This window comes from Caballeronia sordidicola (assembly GCF_000729995.1).
Classification (GTDB): domain Bacteria; phylum Pseudomonadota; class Gammaproteobacteria; order Burkholderiales; family Burkholderiaceae; genus Caballeronia; species Caballeronia sordidicola_A.
In genome coordinates, this window is sequence record NZ_JNFG01000023.1 from 1 (window position 1) to 16,423 (window position 16,423).

17 protein-coding genes and 1 pseudogene are annotated in these 16,423 nt (G+C 58.7%); 10 read left to right on the forward strand and 8 right to left on the reverse strand.

The window, feature by feature from the left end; translation table 11 throughout:
- Positions 1–444: 444 nt before the first annotated feature.
- Both FH08_RS0122455 and FH08_RS0122465 read right to left on the reverse strand, forming a co-directional pair.
- On the reverse strand, positions 445–945 hold the full coding sequence (locus FH08_RS0122455) for a DUF29 domain-containing protein (RefSeq protein WP_235210460.1): 501 nt from the start codon (positions 943–945) through the stop codon (positions 445–447).
- A 247-nt stretch (positions 946–1,192) separates the two neighbouring features.
- A complete protein-coding gene (locus FH08_RS0122465) occupies positions 1,193–1,369 on the reverse strand; it encodes a hypothetical protein (RefSeq protein WP_235210462.1) in 177 nt (58 codons plus the stop codon).
- Positions 1,370–1,609: 240 nt separating this feature from the next.
- Between FH08_RS0122465 and FH08_RS0122470 the strand changes: the two genes are divergently transcribed.
- Positions 1,610–2,773 (forward strand): Crp/Fnr family transcriptional regulator, encoded by a 1,164-nt coding sequence (locus tag FH08_RS0122470; protein ID WP_031360512.1) that lies wholly within the window; start codon positions 1,610–1,612, stop codon positions 2,771–2,773.
- 496 nt (positions 2,774–3,269) lie between these two features.
- Here FH08_RS0122470 and FH08_RS52620 read toward each other — a convergent pair whose 3' ends face one another.
- Positions 3,270–3,794: a hypothetical protein gene (locus FH08_RS52620; RefSeq protein WP_160172494.1), complete on the reverse strand. Its 525-nt coding sequence runs from the start codon at positions 3,792–3,794 to the stop codon at positions 3,270–3,272.
- On the opposite strand from FH08_RS52620, the gene FH08_RS0122475 reads away from it, so the two are divergent.
- Complete coding sequence (locus FH08_RS0122475) at positions 3,774–5,600, forward strand: putative bifunctional diguanylate cyclase/phosphodiesterase (RefSeq protein ID WP_160172495.1); 1,827 nt, start codon at positions 3,774–3,776, stop codon at positions 5,598–5,600. The two genes, FH08_RS52620 and FH08_RS0122475, sit on opposite strands and share 21 nt — an antisense overlap.
- A gap of 243 nt (positions 5,601–5,843) precedes the next feature.
- On the forward strand, positions 5,844–6,653 hold the full coding sequence (locus FH08_RS0122480; RefSeq protein ID WP_031360514.1) for a TenA family transcriptional regulator: 810 nt from the start codon (positions 5,844–5,846) through the stop codon (positions 6,651–6,653).
- Positions 6,654–6,880: 227 nt separating this feature from the next.
- Here FH08_RS0122480 and FH08_RS0122485 read toward each other — a convergent pair whose 3' ends face one another.
- The gene (locus FH08_RS0122485) at positions 6,881–8,302 is read right to left on the reverse strand and encodes a short-chain fatty acid transporter (RefSeq protein ID WP_035566931.1); all 1,422 of its coding nucleotides are present in this window, start codon (positions 8,300–8,302) and stop codon (positions 6,881–6,883) included.
- Between the two features lie 111 nt (positions 8,303–8,413).
- The gene (locus tag FH08_RS0122490) at positions 8,414–9,040 is read right to left on the reverse strand and encodes an SH3 domain-containing protein (RefSeq protein ID WP_152602894.1); all 627 of its coding nucleotides are present in this window, start codon (positions 9,038–9,040) and stop codon (positions 8,414–8,416) included.
- A 118-nt stretch (positions 9,041–9,158) separates the two neighbouring features.
- Here FH08_RS0122490 and FH08_RS0122495 point away from each other — a divergent pair, with 118 nt between their 5' ends.
- On the forward strand, positions 9,159–9,443 hold the full coding sequence (locus tag FH08_RS0122495; protein ID WP_031360517.1) for a hypothetical protein: 285 nt from the start codon (positions 9,159–9,161) through the stop codon (positions 9,441–9,443).
- Between the two features lie 115 nt (positions 9,444–9,558).
- Positions 9,559–9,773 (forward strand): annotated as a pseudogene (locus FH08_RS53480) (hypothetical protein).
- Positions 9,774–10,067: 294 nt separating this feature from the next.
- Here the strand turns inward: FH08_RS53480 and FH08_RS0122500 are convergent.
- Together FH08_RS0122500 and FH08_RS0122505 are read right to left on the reverse strand one after the other, a co-directional pair.
- Positions 10,068–10,826 carry an SDR family oxidoreductase gene (locus FH08_RS0122500; protein WP_031360518.1) on the reverse strand — a complete coding sequence of 253 codons (759 nt, stop codon included), beginning with the start codon at positions 10,824–10,826 and terminating at the stop codon, positions 10,068–10,070.
- A gap of 80 nt (positions 10,827–10,906) precedes the next feature.
- Positions 10,907–11,656, reverse strand: coding sequence for an SDR family oxidoreductase (locus FH08_RS0122505; protein ID WP_031360519.1), 750 nt, complete (start codon positions 11,654–11,656; stop codon positions 10,907–10,909).
- Positions 11,657–11,755: 99 nt separating this feature from the next.
- Here FH08_RS0122505 and FH08_RS0122510 point away from each other — a divergent pair, with 99 nt between their 5' ends.
- Together FH08_RS0122510 and FH08_RS0122515 are read left to right on the forward strand one after the other, a co-directional pair.
- Entirely contained in the window at positions 11,756–12,673 is a 918-nt protein-coding gene (locus tag FH08_RS0122510) for an AraC family transcriptional regulator (protein WP_031360520.1), read from the forward strand.
- 240 nt (positions 12,674–12,913) lie between these two features.
- Positions 12,914–13,801 (forward strand): SDR family oxidoreductase, encoded by an 888-nt coding sequence (locus tag FH08_RS0122515; RefSeq protein WP_031360521.1) that lies wholly within the window; start codon positions 12,914–12,916, stop codon positions 13,799–13,801.
- A 233-nt stretch (positions 13,802–14,034) separates the two neighbouring features.
- Here the strand turns inward: FH08_RS0122515 and FH08_RS0122520 are convergent, their stop codons facing one another.
- Positions 14,035–14,367 (reverse strand): hypothetical protein, encoded by a 333-nt coding sequence (locus tag FH08_RS0122520; RefSeq protein WP_031360522.1) that lies wholly within the window; start codon positions 14,365–14,367, stop codon positions 14,035–14,037.
- Positions 14,368–14,565: 198 nt separating this feature from the next.
- Here FH08_RS0122520 and FH08_RS0122525 point away from each other — a divergent pair, with 198 nt between their 5' ends.
- The 3 genes from FH08_RS0122525 to FH08_RS0122535 all read left to right on the forward strand — a co-directional run bounded on the left by FH08_RS0122525 (position 14,566) and on the right by FH08_RS0122535 (position 16,063).
- Positions 14,566–14,904 carry a hypothetical protein gene (locus FH08_RS0122525; RefSeq protein WP_031360523.1) on the forward strand — a complete coding sequence of 113 codons (339 nt, stop codon included), beginning with the start codon at positions 14,566–14,568 and terminating at the stop codon, positions 14,902–14,904.
- Between the two features lie 199 nt (positions 14,905–15,103).
- Complete coding sequence (locus tag FH08_RS0122530; protein ID WP_031360524.1) at positions 15,104–15,736, forward strand: hypothetical protein; 633 nt, start codon at positions 15,104–15,106, stop codon at positions 15,734–15,736.
- Positions 15,737–15,781: 45 nt separating this feature from the next.
- Entirely contained in the window at positions 15,782–16,063 is a 282-nt protein-coding gene (locus FH08_RS0122535) for a hypothetical protein (protein WP_031360525.1), read from the forward strand.
- The last annotated feature ends 360 nt before the right edge of the window (positions 16,064–16,423 follow it).

Consider the following 16,423-nt stretch of genomic DNA (forward strand, 5'->3'; position numbering starts at 1 on the left):
CAAAACTGTCCTTCAACACCGCGTGCCGTTTTAAACCAGGAGACAGACAGAATCTCGCTGACACACTCCCGGCTACGACATTTGTACTTTGCTGCCGCTACGACATCTGTATCTGGCCTCGACATAAGAATCTAGATAATTCAAAGTTAAGCGCTCTTTAATGCAGCCATAAACACAGGACCGGGCACCTATCCGGTCTTTTTTCTCCGCTGTCAGTCGAGCCCATAACATGGGCCGTGGCCGTCCTACGTTTGCAAACCCTTGAACACGAACTGAAGCTCGACGAAATGGGCGTCACACGCGACCTGGACGAACCGGTCGAGGACCACCGCCGTGAACCCGCAGCAAACGCAGACGCATACGTGATCAATGCGAATGCGCCGGCCTTCCACGAGCGTAAAAAAACCCGCCAGCAGCGGGTTTCATGTTGGCAGCGCCGCAGCTTCACGCGCCCGGCCAAAAGCGTTCATCCAACGTCTGTTCGATCGTATACGGACACACATTCGAAAACGTACTTTCAGGCAAGCCCGTTTCCCGCTCAGCCTCAATCTGCGCATAGCCATAAGCCGTCGCAAACGCAGCAGGCAACACCGACGCCAAACTGGGATTGTCATCCAAATGAGCCGCAACCTTACGCCGCTGCTCAATCACCGTCAGTTGCCAGCTACGCCCCCGAAACGCAGTTTGAAACTGCCATTTCAGCAGACGCGTCAACAGAACCGTCAGGCTATTCACCAGCTCACGCTTTTCACTGCGCCCCATGCTCTCGATCTCTTCTGCAATATGATCAAGATCGGCATCGGCCAACCGCCCTTCGCGCAACAACGCCGCTTGCTCGTTCGCCCAGCCATAAAAATCCCGCTCATAAAGCGCGTCATGAGTCGCAGCCATCACATCATCCCATTCAGGCTTTCGGTACACGAAAAAAGTATAGCATCCGCTCAAACGGTATTGCCTGGCGCCATCCAGAACACCCCAATGCTATGGCTCCCGAACCGTTGCGCGCTGCTGAAATCAACCCCGTTTTCATCGACGCGCTACGCGACTGGCTCAAGACTCACCGTGCATAACAACCAGCCGCGCTCAACCCTTAAGGCCTCTGCGTCTACTATGGGTTTAAGTCGGCTGCTTTGTTGAGAGCCGCCTTTCGCCACCAGGACTGACCCGCCGCCCCCAGCGTTGACAGCCAAAATCATCCTGACTCCTGCCGCCAGAACGTTTGGCAACGGTCGAGCGTCGCACCGACCCGCTTCGCCGCCGCAAACGCGATTTTGAGCGCTTCAGCCGGATCGTCCGACAGAATGTGATCAATGGGCATGCGTTCCGGCACAACCACGCCCGGACATGTCCAGTAGCGCTTTTCATTCATCGCCTGTTCCGAAAAGCCTTTCGTGACGTAGGTCCCAAGTTCAGAAGTCGCGCTTCCGCTAATTAGAAATGTCCGATTCTGTCCCGCCGTCGGCCACACCCGCAAACCATCCTGCAGTTAAAGGGTTGCCAAGAAAGTGCCGTTATCCCTTGTAGAAGACGGTTTGTCTTCGACAAAAGTTAGCCGCCGCGATCGATACGGTCGGGCCAAGCGACATAAGCAGCAATACCGGGGGGTACATTGCACCAAGAGAAAGCACCACTATTTCGGGCCGTCGCGCCGGGCGAAGTCGTTTACTCGGAGGGGTTTGCGGGAAACGCCAGCATCTACGTCATCGCCGAAGGCAAGATCGAGATCTCAACCAGATCCGATGAAAGACGAGTGGTGCTTGCGATCCTGGGGAAAGACGAATGCTTCGGGGAGAGTGCGCTGTTGCGGTCCGAGCCGCGCGGATCAACCGCTCGCGCCCTGACCTCTTGCCGGCTCATCGTCATCGACCCGACGACGGTCGAAGCAGAGCTTGAGCGCGTATCTCCCCTGCTTCGCCACTTGATGCGCAGCCTGATCCGCAGGAGCAAACGAGTCGACGAACTCCTCCCGGCGCACACGAATGCCGATCATTTGCAAGGCATCGTCTCCTATGCCAGTTTGCTGAGCCTGATGGCGCGGGCCGACAGTCACGACGCGAGGCGCCATCCGAATCCGGAGAACGTGTCTATCTCGTTCGTCGATGCTTTCAAGCAATGTCAGGCCATACTCGGTCATCCTCGCACGCACATCGTGGCAATGCTCAAACGCATGCAGACATTGAACCTTATCGCGTTTGAAACCGCGCGTGGTCACGATGGTGACGACGTAGCCCCTACTGCCATTGACGACGCCGCCGAGCGGCAGGTCATCGTTTTCGATCCCGTGCGAATCATCGAATCAGCGCATCGGGTCGCGGACCATAGCCTCGGACTCTCGATCGTGAGCGAACTGGAACAGGCCGGTTTGTCGAACCTCGATGCGCTGATAGGCATCGAAAAACAATTGCTGCTCGACAAGCTCTCGCGCGGGAATAACGGCGACCACCCTGTTTCGAAAAAGCCGCCGCGCTCCACCCATGAATATGAGTCGCTCGCCGACATTGAATTCATCGACGACCGCACGCTCTTCGACACGGTCAGCGCTTTCGACCCCACCGACCTTGCCAAAATGCTTATCGGGGAGACCGATCGCGCTGTCTCCGAGCGCCTGCTGTGGGTCATGACCCGGGCCCGGCAACACGAGGTGTCGCGGATCATTCGAAGCGACCCTGAGATCGATCCGCTTGAGATAGAACAGATCAATCGGAGATTCATCCGCTTGCTGAAGTCCATCAAAACCGGCGCGACAATCCCGCCCGTGCGGTTTTCTATTTGAACCTCACGCGTCGGTTGGATGCATTGGCAAAGGGGCAAACAGTGCCCTGTTGCTGCAGCAGATCACCGTCGGGCTAAAGAATCCCTGAAATATGACGTACTACATGAGGGTTGCGCCGAATCGACGGCCAAATCATCTACGCGTTAAGGAAAAACCGCCGCTCCCAGAACTATGGACTGTCGGCTATCGCGTGGACGTCGCTGTCGAATCCTGGATAGATAGCTGGTTCGAAGCTGGGCTGACGTTGATCCCCGTAGAAACGGATCGAGATCATTCCCGCCGATGTCCGTTGCTATCGTCATTCAGGACAAGCGCAGCGAGGTACTAACGGAACACATTCATGCGCGTTAAACATGTGCCCCCTAGCAATGCCAATCAGGTCATCCGGCTTTTGTGGCCGTTTCTGGCCGTCATCTTCATTCTCGTCACCCTGGCGGTGGTGAGCATCGACATCATGTCGTCGTTGCGTGCCTACATCGGTGCCGAGAGCGTTTGGTCAAAGGGCGAGAAAGACGCGACGTTTTTCTTGCACCTGTATGCAGAAAACGGCGACGAAGTGCTGTACCAGCGGCACGTCGAGGCGATGGAGGGTCTCCGGCACTTGAGGCTGGCTCGTGACATTCTTGACCGTCCGCAGACCGATATGCACCTGGCGCAGGACGAACTGGTCATGGGCGGCTTTGCCCGGTCGGACGTGGTGGGCGCCGCATGGGTGTATCGCATCTTTCGCCATGTCAGCTACCTCCAGGATGCAATGGACCTCTGGAAGCGTAGCGACGTCTACATGGACAAGCTGCAACAGGTCGCCGTTCGGCTTCACCGCCGGTTTTCTGACCGGCCGAGAGCTGATGCGGGACTCGTAGATCCGCAAGAAGAAATTTTTCAGATCAACGAAAAGGTTGCGCCGCTCTCCTGGGGCTTTTCTTCTGTATTGAGTTCGACGTTTCGCAAGGTCGCTTTCCTGCTGTTGATGGTCGACCTTGCGGCCGCGTCCGTGTTGATGCTGCTCACCGTCTGGCATGTCCGCCGGCTGGTGGTTCAGCGCAAGCTTACCGAGAGGGCTTTGCGACGCAGCGAAGCACGAGCCAAGGCCACGCTGGGTTCGATCGGAGAGGCGGTGATTGCGACAAGTCTGTCAGGAGAAGTTGAGTTCATCAACCCCGCAGCGGAACGCATCCTTTGCACGACGAGCGCAACCTGTCTGGGGCGACCGTTTTCCGATGCTTTTTCCCTGCTGTACGAACACTCGCGCGAGCCGGAGGACATGCTCGCCAAGCTCGCTAGCGACGGCTTGCTGGGGGACCATCTCGACGACCAGTTCGTTGAGATGATCCTGGTCTCTCGCAGCGGTGTCGAAGTCAATGTCAGGGCCGTGGTGTCGCGCATCACCGGATCGCCTTTTTACCTGAGTGACGTGGACGGTTCAGACGACGGACATCATGGTTACGTGATCATCCTGCGAAACATGACACGCGAGAAAGAGTACATACGAAGTCTCGCGTGGCAAGCATCACACGATAGCCTTACCGATCTGGTCAATCGCTCGGAGTTCGAACGACAGCTCGCCGCTTCGCTCGCCGGCGCGAGGCGCCTTGACGCCGCGGTTTGTGACGTGTTGCTGGTGTTTGATCTCGACCGCTTCAAGATCGTCAACGACACCTGCGGTCATGCTGCGGGCGATGGCATGCTTCGCGCAATCTCGACTCATCTGTCGGCAATCTTCCGTGCCGGCGATACTTTTGGGCGGCTGGGCGGTGATGAATTCGGTGCGTTGCTGAAAGGGTACGATCGGGCCCAGGCCATGACGTTGGCCGACAAGCTTTTGCACTCGGCGAATACCTTCTGTTATCAATGGGAAGCACAGCAGTTCAAGACGAGCCTGAGCATCGGGCTTCTGGTTCTGGACGAGCCGGGTATCACCGCAGAATCGGCGATGCACCTGACTGATATTGCTTGCTTCGTTGCCAAGGAGCGAGGCAGAGATCGCGTTCAAGAGGCTGACCTGAATGATAGCGACCTCGTCACTCACGCGAACGAAGTGTCCTGGGCGCGACGTCTGAAGCATGCACTCGAACATGACCTGTTCTGCCTCTATGCGCAACCGATTCGTACCCTTCGCACGGGAGATCAGCAGGCGGGTGGCCTGAACAAGGTCGAATTGCTGCTGCGCATGATCGACGCGCAGGGTGGGCCGGCCATCACCCCCGACAAGTTCATACCTGCTGCCGAACGCTACGGCCTGATGACCACTATAGATCGTTGGGTCGTGCGCACAGCGTTACGTACGCTCTCACGCACCCCGGTCAAGCAATATAGCGAGTACGCAATCAACCTTTCGGGGGCTTCTGTCGGCGACTCACGTTTCTTGCACTACGTTGTCGAACAGATCAGGGAGTATGGTATTGCGCCCCACTTGTTGTGCTTCGAAATCACCGAGACAGCGGCAATCAGCAACCTCCTGTCCGCTGTGCACTTCATGAATGAGCTGAGTATTCTGGGTTGCCATTTTGCGTTGGACGATTTCGGCGCCGGCATGTCGTCGTTCGGCTATCTGAAACATCTGCCGGTCGACTATCTGAAGATCGACGGCGCCTTCGTCAAAAATCTGCCCCAGGACACGGTCAGTCAGGAGATGGTCATCGCGATCAATGACATTGGGCATTCATTAGGATGTCAAACTATTGCAGAATATGTTGAAAATGCCGAGATTGTAAAATTGCTCAAGTCGTATGGTGTCGATTATGCGCAAGGTTATTTTATTGGGCGCCCCGCTCCCTGGGCCGAGCCACAGCGCTTGCATTCGGCTGAGCCGACACTGCTCACATGACCGAATATAATTCCTCTTCCGGACGTGGTTCCGATTAGCCGGATTCTTTATTGTCTGAACAATAAACTCTTATTATTTTTTGTCTGAACAATATTGATTTATTATTTTTTTAAAGAATGTTTGCGTTTTCATAATACTGATACATTATCTCTGCAAAGCTTGCATCGTCTATCCACCCGGATATCCGACTTCGCCCGGGGGCGTGGTCGAAAAATGTGAGCCCCTCCAGAGAGAGATGAACCTATGAGCACTGAATTTATCCGATCCGGCGAGTTGAAAGACATCAAAAGTTATCCGGAATGGTTGCAGAACGTAGTCGCAGACTGCGAAGAACAAAAGTCACTTGCACTTGGCCATCCATTCTGCAAAGCGATGAAAGACGCAACGCTGGACATTGAAAGCACGCATCGCTTCCTGGCTGGTTTTTTTCCAGTGATCGAGCAGTTCCCGCAGTTCATGGCGTCGAACTTGATGAAAGCCCGGTTTGGCACATCGCGGGGCGAAACCATGGCTCGTTCCTATCTCATCCAGAACATTCGCGTCGAAAACATGCACGCGAAGCATTGGCTTCAGTGGGCGTCGGCTTCAGGCCTCACCATGCACGAAGTTATGCATAAGGAAGTGCCGAGCGAAATGCACGCGCTTGCGCATTGGTGCGGGCACGTCAGCGCGATCGACGACCTCGCGGTAGCCATGGCTGCCACGAACTATGCTGTCGAGGGTGCAACGGGCGAGTTCTCCTGCATGGTTTGCTCGGAAGATACTTACGCGCTCACATTCCCCGAACCGATCCGCAAATCGGCCATGCGCTGGCTTCACGTGCACGCGCATTACGATGACGAGCATCCGTGGGCGGCGCTCGACATTATCGCAACGCTGCTTGGGACCAATCCTTCGCCGGAATCGATCATCAAGGTACGCAATGCGATTCGCAAGAGTTACGACTATCTGCGCATGACGCTCGACTACGCCTATCGCGAACCCGCCAAAAAAGCGGTGGCAAAGCAGGCGAACAACTGGCTGCAGGTTTCTTCGACGCCTGAAACTGTCTGATAACCTTCGTGGGCATGGCTCTTGCCAATTAACGCAATTGGCAAGAGTCCTAATCCTTCGAGGGAGTCGAGATGGCGAATAGCCCGTCGCGACACCGGATCCCGGTGGAACTGAGCAATCGCTTAGCGAGTTCGTTGCAGTAATTTTTTATCGACGAGTGTCGAAGCGGGCGCGCTCAGCGCTCAATAGCACAGCCGGCCCGCTTCAATCGTGCGGTCACGCGCAGATCACGGAATCAGCCAAAGCGCGGCGGCGTAAATCACCAGCGACACAACAAAAGTGACGGCCGTGTACCCCATCACGCGCTGGATCCGTATCCCCGCGATCGCAACAACCGGTACCGCCCAGAACGGCTGCAGCATGTTCGAGACGTTTTCCGCCATGGCGACAGCCATGGCCGTGCGCGGAACCGATGCATGCAGACTGAGCGCAGCGGGCAGGACGAATGGCCCCTGCACCGCCCAATGCCCGCCCGCGCTCGGAATCAGCAACGTGATAATCAGCGAGCTCAGGAAACTCAACACCGGCAGCGTCACAGGCGTCGCAATTGCCACGAAGGTCTTGGCGATCATCGACGCCAGGCCCGTGCCAGTCATGATTCCCATGATGCCGCCGTAGACCGGGTATTGAAGAAGCATCGAGCCGGTTTGCCGGGCGGCACGACGGATGGCGTCCGCATAAGCGATCGGCGTGCGTTGCAAGGCCAGGCCCGCGAGCAGGAAGATAAGGATCGTAGTATTGATGTCGAGTTCGAAGCCCTTGGTGTACCACGTCATCGCGAGGTAACCCACCCCTAGTGCCAACAGGAACAGGGTGCCGAGCGGCGAGTTTTCGGCGCGGGCTGCAAATGACAACGATGACCCCGACGACGCAGCGCGCGCATGAGGATCGGCCTCGCTTGCGGCGCCTGAAGCGGTGCCTGAAGCGTCGCCGCTCGGCGCGTCGATGAACGCAACAACGTGCTCCTGCTTCGGATGCATCCAGATAAAAATCACCGTCATGACGATAACCACCAGCACCGTCGGGATGAAGACAAACGGCGCAAAAACTGTCTCACTCAAGGGCACCACCTGCCCGGTCGCTTTTTCCACGAGATTCAACGCATTGCCGTGAGACGCCTGGGACAATGCGATCGAACTCGATAACCCGCTATTGCACACCGACCACGCAGAGTAGCTACCCGCGACGAGCCATGCGAAATCCACCTTTACCCGCCGCGCGATTTCACGCGACAGCAACGCGCCGACGACCAGGCCAAGCCCCCAGTTAAGCCACGCTGCAACCGCCACGATTGGAAATACAATCAGCGCGGCGCGGGTCGGTGTGTCCGCCTTCGTTGCCAGGGTACGCAAGCCTCGCTGAACGATGGGGGCGTCGGCAATGGCATATCCCGTTGCGAGAATCAGGATCATCTGCAACGCGAACGCGAGGATGTTGAACGTGCCTGAATACCATGACGCGAGCACGACCGGTATCGAGCCATGCGGCGCGAACGCGACAGCCATCACGCTGACGATAAACGTCAGTCCTATCGATAGGACAAAAGGGTCCGGCATGACCCGCTCAAACACATAGACAAGGCTGGCTACAACGCCTCGCGGGCGGTCGGCCGGATCGATAGGGGCCGAAGGATTGTCTCTGGTGCTCATGATCTCTGATTTCCTCACCACCTGGAGTTCGCCCCTCCCGCTTCCCTGCCCGCAACGCTTGACGCTTTTGCGGACCATGGCCCAGGCTGAGCTTGTTGCCTTGCTGGCGGCTTATTGTGGCGGCGGATGGCCGTGATCGTCTTCGCCACCATGATGCTCGGGTCTCGTCTCCTCGCGATTCACAGCGGGTCCAGGCGGGTGCCCGTAGTTGCCTTGCGGCGCCCCCGGCGGTCGACCTGTATAACCTTCATTGCCGCGGGCCGGCCCCGGCGGATGCCCACCATTCGGCTGCGGCGGCGGATGCCCATAACCGGGCCCCGGACGAGGCGGCGCATGATTGATCCATCGCCCCTGATCGTGATACCACGGTTGCCCGCGATAATAATTTCCCCAGTAAGCGCCCACGGAGAACGTGACGATCGGCAGGCCGATGACCGCGCCATACGTCAGGATGGGTACATTGGCGCCCTGATACGGATAGCTGAGTGCGGAAGCGTCAATCCAGCCACGCAGGTTCGGAACGGCGATATCGCACCACGAATAGCCGGCCACGCAACCGTAAACGGTCACCTGAAGTCCCTGCGGCAGCTGCGACACAACCGGATAATCCGGCGCGGGTCCCGCAAACACGTTGACGGGTGCATTCGTGAACGCGGCCTCCTGTGCAGATGCGCCGCCCGATAGGCAAAGCGCTCCGGCCATGCCCACACAGATACTCATAGCAAAAAGTTTTTTCATGGTGATCATCCCCTGAAGCAGCAGTTGTTATCTTTGTAATGATCTAGCAAGCCGGGACGCGAAGGATCGTCAGAGAAGCGACCGAGTAGCGACCGAGAAGCGACCGAAGGTCGGTGCGTTGAAGACCTATGCCTTATTCGTCTATCGGGATATCGAACTGCGTCCGACAAGCAGGACACTTTACGGGTTCGAATTTGCCTTGCGCTGCAAGCGCTGTCAGCGGCTGCTCCTCGCCGGCAAGGAAGCAGACCGGACAAGGAAACGCTTCGTGTGGCCGGAGGCGATGCCATCGTTCAAGGAACCGCTCGACATCCATGCGCGTAGCGCCGGTCGCGTCAAGATGATCCATAAGGACGTGGAACAGAGCGGGGTTTTGCATGGCGCCTCCGTCGTGCTGTCATGACATCCTAGCACCGCCCGCGCGGCGCTTGGCCAGCCGGCTGAAAGGAAAGTCCGATTGACTGCCCTTCCTTCATTCAGTCGGCAGCACAAACACGAAGACATCGAATTTCTCCGCTATTGCCCTGACCGTTGCGCTGCTCCTCTGTGCAGGTTCGGCCGGCGCTGCTGGGTGCCATGAAGGCGATGTTGTCGGCGCAGTGGCCGGATAATACGCCGGCCATCATGCTGTCGTCGGGCTCTCGGGGGCTGTGTGGTCGGTCACCACCTGGCGAAGAAGCCAGAGCAGGACCAGGCGGCCAAAGCGCAAACACAAAAGACGGCTGCTACCTAATAACGTGAACGCAACGGCGTTTGCGTCCTCGCGCACCCAAAAAATTGAGCATTGTATTTATGAACAATCATTTAGGTAACCTGATAAAAATACTATTCGGCGGCTTCTGCTTGAACTAGTCGCCTTGTCAACAGGTCAGATGGTCTGTGGATGCCAAGGCGGTGCGAATGGTTTTCATCGACCCTGTATAGGCGTTCGGACTCTTCTCCGAGGGGCAACTGCTGGTCGCCTCATCAAATTTGCCGACCGGCCGGCCCGATCCATTCAACCTTCGATCACGCGCTCCAGACTACATCACCACGGGATCGTTTGATTTTCCCATCGCGTAAACGTCCCTGTGGGGCTGTCCGGACCCAGCAGCGCGACGCGCACCACCTCACGAGCGCCCTCCTCGACAGTCTCCGTGCCCGCATAGCCATTGAGGTTCGTCCTGGTAAAGCCTGGGGAGACCGCGTTGACGTTAATCCCCTCCGGCTCCAGCTCGATCGCCATGGCGACCGTCAAAGCGTTGAGAGCCGTCTTGGACGCCGGGTACACGGGGCCGAAGATCGCACGGTAGGCGAAGGCGGGGTCCAGGTTCGTCTTTAGCGACCCCACGCCGCTCGACACGTTGACGATGCGCGCCCCCGGCGTCTCGCGCAAGAGCGGCAGCATCGCCTGATACACGGCGAGAACGCCGAATACGTTGGTGTCCCACACCGCACGCATTTCGTCGAGGGACACGTTGCTCGGGCGGGTCGTCTTTGCGTACTCTTCGACGGACTGACCGGGCTGCTTTTTCGTATTCGAAATCGCCGCGTTGTTGATAAGCACGTCGAGGCGGCCAAACTCGTTACGGACCCGCTCCGCCGCGGCCGTGATTGAAGCCTGATCCGTCACGTCGAGCTGGAGCGCGTAGGCATCCGGCCCAACCTCGCTGGCCGCGGCCTCACCGCGCTCGAGGTTGCGCGATCCGATCAGCACAATGAAGCCGTGTTCCACGAGCTCCTTTGCGATCTGGAGACCGATTCCTTGATTGGCCCCGGTGACCAGTGCGATGGATTTGTCTTGCATGGCAATCTCCTTATCGTGTTGCGCTGTAGCGCGCAGAAGTCATGTCCATTTTTTCAAAACAGCGCGGTGGCGCCGGCCGGTCACTGAACCTCGGCCGCCCATGCTTCGGCGTCGGCGCCGGCCGGAATGCGCATCGGCGATGACGGATCGGTTGCCGCGCGCCACACGGCTTCTGCGACATCCTGCGCGTGGGTGATCGGGGCAGACGCATCCCCCAGCCGTGCGAAGACCTCTTTGACCAGCTCGGCATAGGCTTCGTGATCGAGGCCGTGCATGTGGGCGTGCGCGTTCTCGGCGAAGCGGGTATCGGGCGCACGGCCCGGCAGCACCAGGCGCGCGCGCACGCCGAACTGTTCGAGCTCCAGCGCTATCGACTCGGTGAATGCGTTCACCGCCGCCTTGCTCGCGCGGTACGCGGCGAGCAGGGGCAGCGCCTTCAGCGTCACGCTCGACGTGACGTTCACGACGACACCGGCCTTGCGCTCCCGAAACTGCGGCAGCACGGCTTGCGTCAATGCGATCGTGCCGAAGGTGTTGGTTTCGAAGATCTCGCGCACCGTCGCGATAGGGGTCAATTCGGCCGGGGAAGCCGCGCCGAAGCCCGCGTTGTTGACGAGGACTTCGATTGGGCCTGCGGCCTCGACCGCCGCGCGAATGCTCTCCGGATTCGTGACATCGAGCGCCAGTACGCGCAGGCGGTCTGAAGGCGGCAGCACGTCGGTACGCGGCGTGCGCATCGTGGCGACGACCTGCCAGTCGCGTGCCAGGAAGCAGCGGGCGATCTCGAGGCCGAATCCGGAAGAGCAGCCGGTGATCAATACAGTTTTCATGGGGGTCCAGGGGTTGATTGATGTGTGCCCCTACGATAGATCGCCGAGACCGTACTTGCTACAATCAATCATCCGAGTTTCATTTGCAGGAGTCCGGGAATGATCGATCCGCTGGCCGAAGTCGTGATGTTGCTGCAGCCGGGTGCCCGGTTCTCCAAACTTGTCCACGCCGCGAGCCCCTGGCGCATCAGCCGCTCGGATGCCGGCCAGCCGTTCTATTGCGTGATCCTCGAGGGCGGGTGTTGCATTGCGATCGACGGACACGAGCCCATCGAGCTCCTGTCGGGTGACTTCGTCCTGATTCCCGCGGCTTACGGCGTCGCAATGTCGAGCCTCGAGCCGCCGCCGTCGGGCGTTGAGACGCTGGCGCCGATCGCGTTGGGCAACGGTGAATTCAGAATCGGCGCCCCGGACAGGCCCATCGACGCGCGGATGATGGCAGGCCACTGCAGCTTCGGTTCGCCGGACGCGTCCCTGCTGGTCTCGCTGCTGCCGCAACTCGTGCATGTCCGCGGAGAACAGCGGCTCGCCACGCTCGTGGAACTCGTGCGGGAGGAATCCCGCGAACAGCGACCCGCGCGTGAGGTCGTACTTTCGCGACTGCTGGAAGTACTTCTCATCGAGGCGCTGCGGTCCACGGCAGGGACGAACGCGCCACCGGGCCTGGTGCGCGGGCTCGCCGACTTCCGGCTGGGCGCCGCGATCCGCGGGATGCACGAACGCCCGGCGCACGCGTGGACGGTTGTCGAGCTCGCGAAAGAGGCCGCGCTCTCGCGCTCAACTTTTTTCGAGCGCTTCAGGGGCGCGCTCGGCGTTGCGCCGATGGACTATCTGCTCACCTGGCGCATGGCGCTCGCGAAAAGCCTCCTGCTACGCAGCGAAGGCCGTATCGCCGAGATTGCGCAACGCGTGGGCTACAGCTCAGCCAGCACCTTCAGCGTCGCCTTTACGCGGCACGTCGGCCGGCCGCCGTCGCAGTATGCCCGCGAGGAGCAGGCGGCCGCAGACTCCGCGTAAGACGGCGCAAACGGGCCGTTCTCAACTCTATTTGCGCAGAGGTATGCCGCTTTGGGTTAATGACGGCTACCGCACCTTGCGTGTTTATCGCTCGAAGTCGATCGTGAATGCGAGAACGCGTGAGCGCGAATGGCGGGTCGACACCGCGATCCTGTTAGTCCCTTTAATAGGATGATGTCACTACTTCAACTGAACAAGAAATGCTCAGATAGTGGCGGTGACAACCCAGGAGATTTCAACATGCGTATTTTTCTTACCGGTGCGACCGGCTTTATCGGTGCGGCCATCGTTCCCGAACTCATCAAGGCCGGCCATCATGTGATCGGCATGACGCGTTCGGACGCGGGAGCCCAAGCGCTTATCAATGCAGGAGCGGACGTGCATCGCGGAACGCTGGAAGATCTGGAGAGCCTGCGCAGCGGCGCCGCAAAAGCAGATGGCGTCATCCACACGGCATTCGATCACGATTTCTCGAGATTCGTGGAGAATTGCGAAAAGGACAAGCTTGCGATCGCCGCACTCGGGTCCGCGCTCGCCGGCTCCGACCGCCCTCTGATCATCACGTCCGGGACCGGCATGGGCAGCGGTGATCATGGTCAGCCGGCGACCGAAGATGTCTTCAACATTAGTCATCCAAATCCTCGCATTGCATCCGAACTGGCCGGGAATGCGCTCCTGGAGGCAGGTGTCAATGTGTCGGTGGTTCGACTACCTCAGGTTCACAACCCGTTCAAGCAGGGTCTCATCACCCCGATCATAGCCATCACTCGTGAGAAAGGCGTCTCCGCCTTCGTGGGTGACGGCCTTAACCGCTGGCCCGCTGGCCATCTCTCCGATGTAGCGCTTCTCTATCGGCTCGCCGTCGAAAAGCGAGAGCCGGGGGCACGGTATCACGCGGTCGGCGAAGAAGGGATCAGCAGCCGCGAAATCGCCGAGGCGATCGGCCGGGGCCTGGACTTGCCCGTCGTTTCGATTAGCCAGGATGAAGCGGCGTCGCATTTTGGATGGATGGCAATGTTCGTCGGCCTGGATATGCCGGCCTCCAGTGTCCAGACCCAGAAGCGGTTGGACTGGCATCCAACGGGTCCAACACTCATCGCCGACCTCAATGAAGCACAGTATGCCTAATCACCTTCGTTGATCGGCCCGGAGCCGAGACAATTTACGCAGTGGGTCGCCGCTCACCGGGAACAGTGCGGCGCTTGATCAGGTATTAGCCCGCTCAGTCATCGCGGCTGAGCGGATGTCGGCTGCACAACTTCAAGCGACATTCAAGGGACATTCAAGCGACGGAAATAGGATAGGCGCAGGCGTCCAAAAATGGCCGGTCACGACTTCATACGATCGCACCGGCCTTTCCCTCATTGAAGCCATTTCCTCACGTCTTTCTCCCACGCCGGATCGCCGCAACCTTGCGGGTTCTCCGGACCAAGTACGGTTATGTAGCCTTCGCTTTTCATACACGACTCGTACGCCCGAACTTTCGAACATTGATCCGGACCCGCCTCCTTCGAGGCTACTTTGCATTGTGCGATCGTCCTGTCCATCGGACCGAAGTCCATGTCGCTTGCACGATTGAGCATCGGCGCATCGGCACCCGACACGGAAAACTCGACGGGGCTGGTCTGCGCGCAAGCGCCCAACAATAGACCAGCGAACGCGGTAATGCAGAGAAGATGAACACGCGGCCCCATGGATCGGCTCCCGCTCTAAAGAGGTTGACGAATCATACCCCCAGCCGGATGCATGGCAGGACCGGATCTACGCTGCGGTCACCGGTGCAACCATCGCATTGCTAGCGCCCCTAGTCTCTGAGGCGAGCTTCGTGCCATGATGGCGCCAGGAACAGGACACAAGACGGTCACATGGCCCATAGGCCGAAGGAGGTCAAAGTGGCGGATGACAATGGTTTAGCGAACGGCCATCCCGAACAGGCACCTGAATCGCTGCGGACACTTGCCGAATATCTGGAGCGCTCACTCGATAAAGCGACGAGCATCGTAATGATGCGACACACGGCCGGCGTTTGTACCGTGTATTTGGGTGACCCCGCGGGCCCACGGGAAGACCTGAGGCAGATTGGAGCGATTGCAATATCGCTTGCGAACGACATGCTTGAATCGACCTCTTCGGGAGCGAATCAGATGCCAATCGGCAGCCAGGTCTATCGTTTCGTCCGCAGTTTCACGCAAGTCGGGGATACGGCGGCGGTTGTCTTCTCAACGGATTAGGCCGCAGTTGACTGCTACCCGCCTGGAGCTGCCATGTTGACGTGTCGCAGACGATGCGACGTCATGCGGGCACGCTGATTGCCGCTACGGCAATCAGGCGGGGCTGTACGGCCCTGAAGCCGTGGTCCATCGCGCGCCCCGGCGGTGGCGATGTCTTCCCAATCCGCGGCCCGACGGCAATCACGTTCCAGGAGGATTGGTGCATCCGAGACAATATCTGGCATGGCTGATGTTAATGGCAGCTTTTGCTTCAACCGGAGCATGGGCGAGCGATATTCAATGCGCAACCACGCGTCAACCGGCTGAGCGCGTCATATGCGACCACGCCATCCTGAACAACGAGTATGACGATATCGTCGCCCAGCAGCAGACTCTGCTGAGCACGGGGAAGCTATCGCCCGCACAACTTGCCCAGTGGAGGCAATCGCGTAACGCGTGCACTGACGTCCACTGCATCGATACTGTATTTGCGCAATGGAAGGCGGTCGCCAAGTCTAGTGAAGCCATGTCTCGCGAGCCGCCGGCTCCGGTTATGGCTTCGGCTACCGATTTTGCTCCCGTCGGACCCGCTTCGGACGCGGTTCCCGTCCCAGCAACTCAGGCCTCCCCGACATCGGAAGCATCCCTCGCGCGGCAAGGGAGTGCCGCTGGCGTAGCGCTCCCGCAGCCCGTTGCGACGCAGGCATCGTCACCTGCGGTCGTGTCCGCCGCGGCTTCGGGGACGAATGGTTCCACCAGCTCGACCGCGCTGAGCGTGGTCGCACTTCTCGCGATTGGATTTATCGTCCTCGTCGCGCTCATCGCGGTTCGAAAAAGAAGCCGTCGGCGCTGACACCATGACGACTCAACCCAGTATCGCGTGCAAGGCTGAACGTTCATGAAACACTCGGATTTCTTTGCCGCCATCCAGCAGCTAAGTGCAGCCGCGGATATTTTGACCAGGAAGGGTCCACAGGAATGGCAGCTCGACGCGTTCAAGTTGCTCTCGGTCTTTCGCCGATACAACCAATCCAATCCTGGTTTGCAGCCGTCAGTCACTCGCAACGACGAGCTCTTTATGCAAACTGCGCAAGCCGCACTCACGATGGCAGGACGCAATGAGTTCGCAGCTTCTCACGCGCTTCTCCAGCAAGCCATTTCTCTCTTGCCCGCGACCTGAGATTTGTTGAGGCGGATTGCGGACGTCACCGCTCAGCCTTGAGAGAGATGGAGCAATGTGTAGACTACATTGGACGCGTGCCCTGCGAAACGAGTCGGGCGCCTTCGGCTGAAATTCGGCTCCGAATCGGTCTCCGTAAAGGCGCCCCATAGATTCGTCAGACCATACCATTCCGACGTAGCTGTAGTGATCTGCAAGACTGCGCTGCGCACTACCTATTCGTCTGATAATTAAGCGTTAATACGGGTGTCGGAGTTAGAGCGCGACCTCTAAAATGCGGTTGCCTTTCAGTTTTAAACGTTGAGTTTTAAACGTTGACGTGTCGCACTGACGTAATAGTGCATTGAGATACTCGACGGC

Excerpts from the sequence above, each read along its gene's own strand:
- FH08_RS0122475 (WP_160172495.1), top strand. The coding sequence starts at position 3,774 with ATGCTGCTCACCGTCTGGCATGTCCGCCGGCTGGTGGTTCAGCGCAAG.
- FH08_RS0122505 (WP_031360519.1), bottom strand. The coding sequence starts at position 11,656 with ATGAAAACTGTATTGATCACCGGCTGCTCTTCCGGATTCGGCCTCGAG.
- FH08_RS0122520 (WP_031360522.1), bottom strand. The coding sequence starts at position 14,367 with ATGGGGCCGCGTGTTCATCTTCTCTGCATTACCGCGTTCGCTGGTCTA.
- FH08_RS0122500 (WP_031360518.1), bottom strand. The coding sequence starts at position 10,826 with ATGCAAGACAAATCCATCGCACTGGTCACCGGGGCCAATCAAGGAATC.
- FH08_RS0122490 (WP_152602894.1), bottom strand. The coding sequence starts at position 9,040 with ATGAAAAAACTTTTTGCTATGAGTATCTGTGTGGGCATGGCCGGAGCG.
- FH08_RS0122515 (WP_031360521.1), top strand. The coding sequence starts at position 12,914 with ATGCGTATTTTTCTTACCGGTGCGACCGGCTTTATCGGTGCGGCCATC.
- FH08_RS0122535 (WP_031360525.1), top strand. The coding sequence starts at position 15,782 with ATGAAACACTCGGATTTCTTTGCCGCCATCCAGCAGCTAAGTGCAGCC.
- FH08_RS0122480 (WP_031360514.1), top strand. The coding sequence starts at position 5,844 with ATGAGCACTGAATTTATCCGATCCGGCGAGTTGAAAGACATCAAAAGT.
- FH08_RS0122465 (WP_235210462.1), bottom strand. The coding sequence starts at position 1,369 with ATGAATGAAAAGCGCTACTGGACATGTCCGGGCGTGGTTGTGCCGGAA.
- FH08_RS52620 (WP_160172494.1), bottom strand. The coding sequence starts at position 3,794 with ATGCCAGACGGTGAGCAGCATCAACACGGACGCGGCCGCAAGGTCGAC.
- FH08_RS0122510 (WP_031360520.1), top strand. The coding sequence starts at position 11,756 with ATGATCGATCCGCTGGCCGAAGTCGTGATGTTGCTGCAGCCGGGTGCC.
- FH08_RS0122485 (WP_035566931.1), bottom strand. The coding sequence starts at position 8,302 with ATGAGCACCAGAGACAATCCTTCGGCCCCTATCGATCCGGCCGACCGC.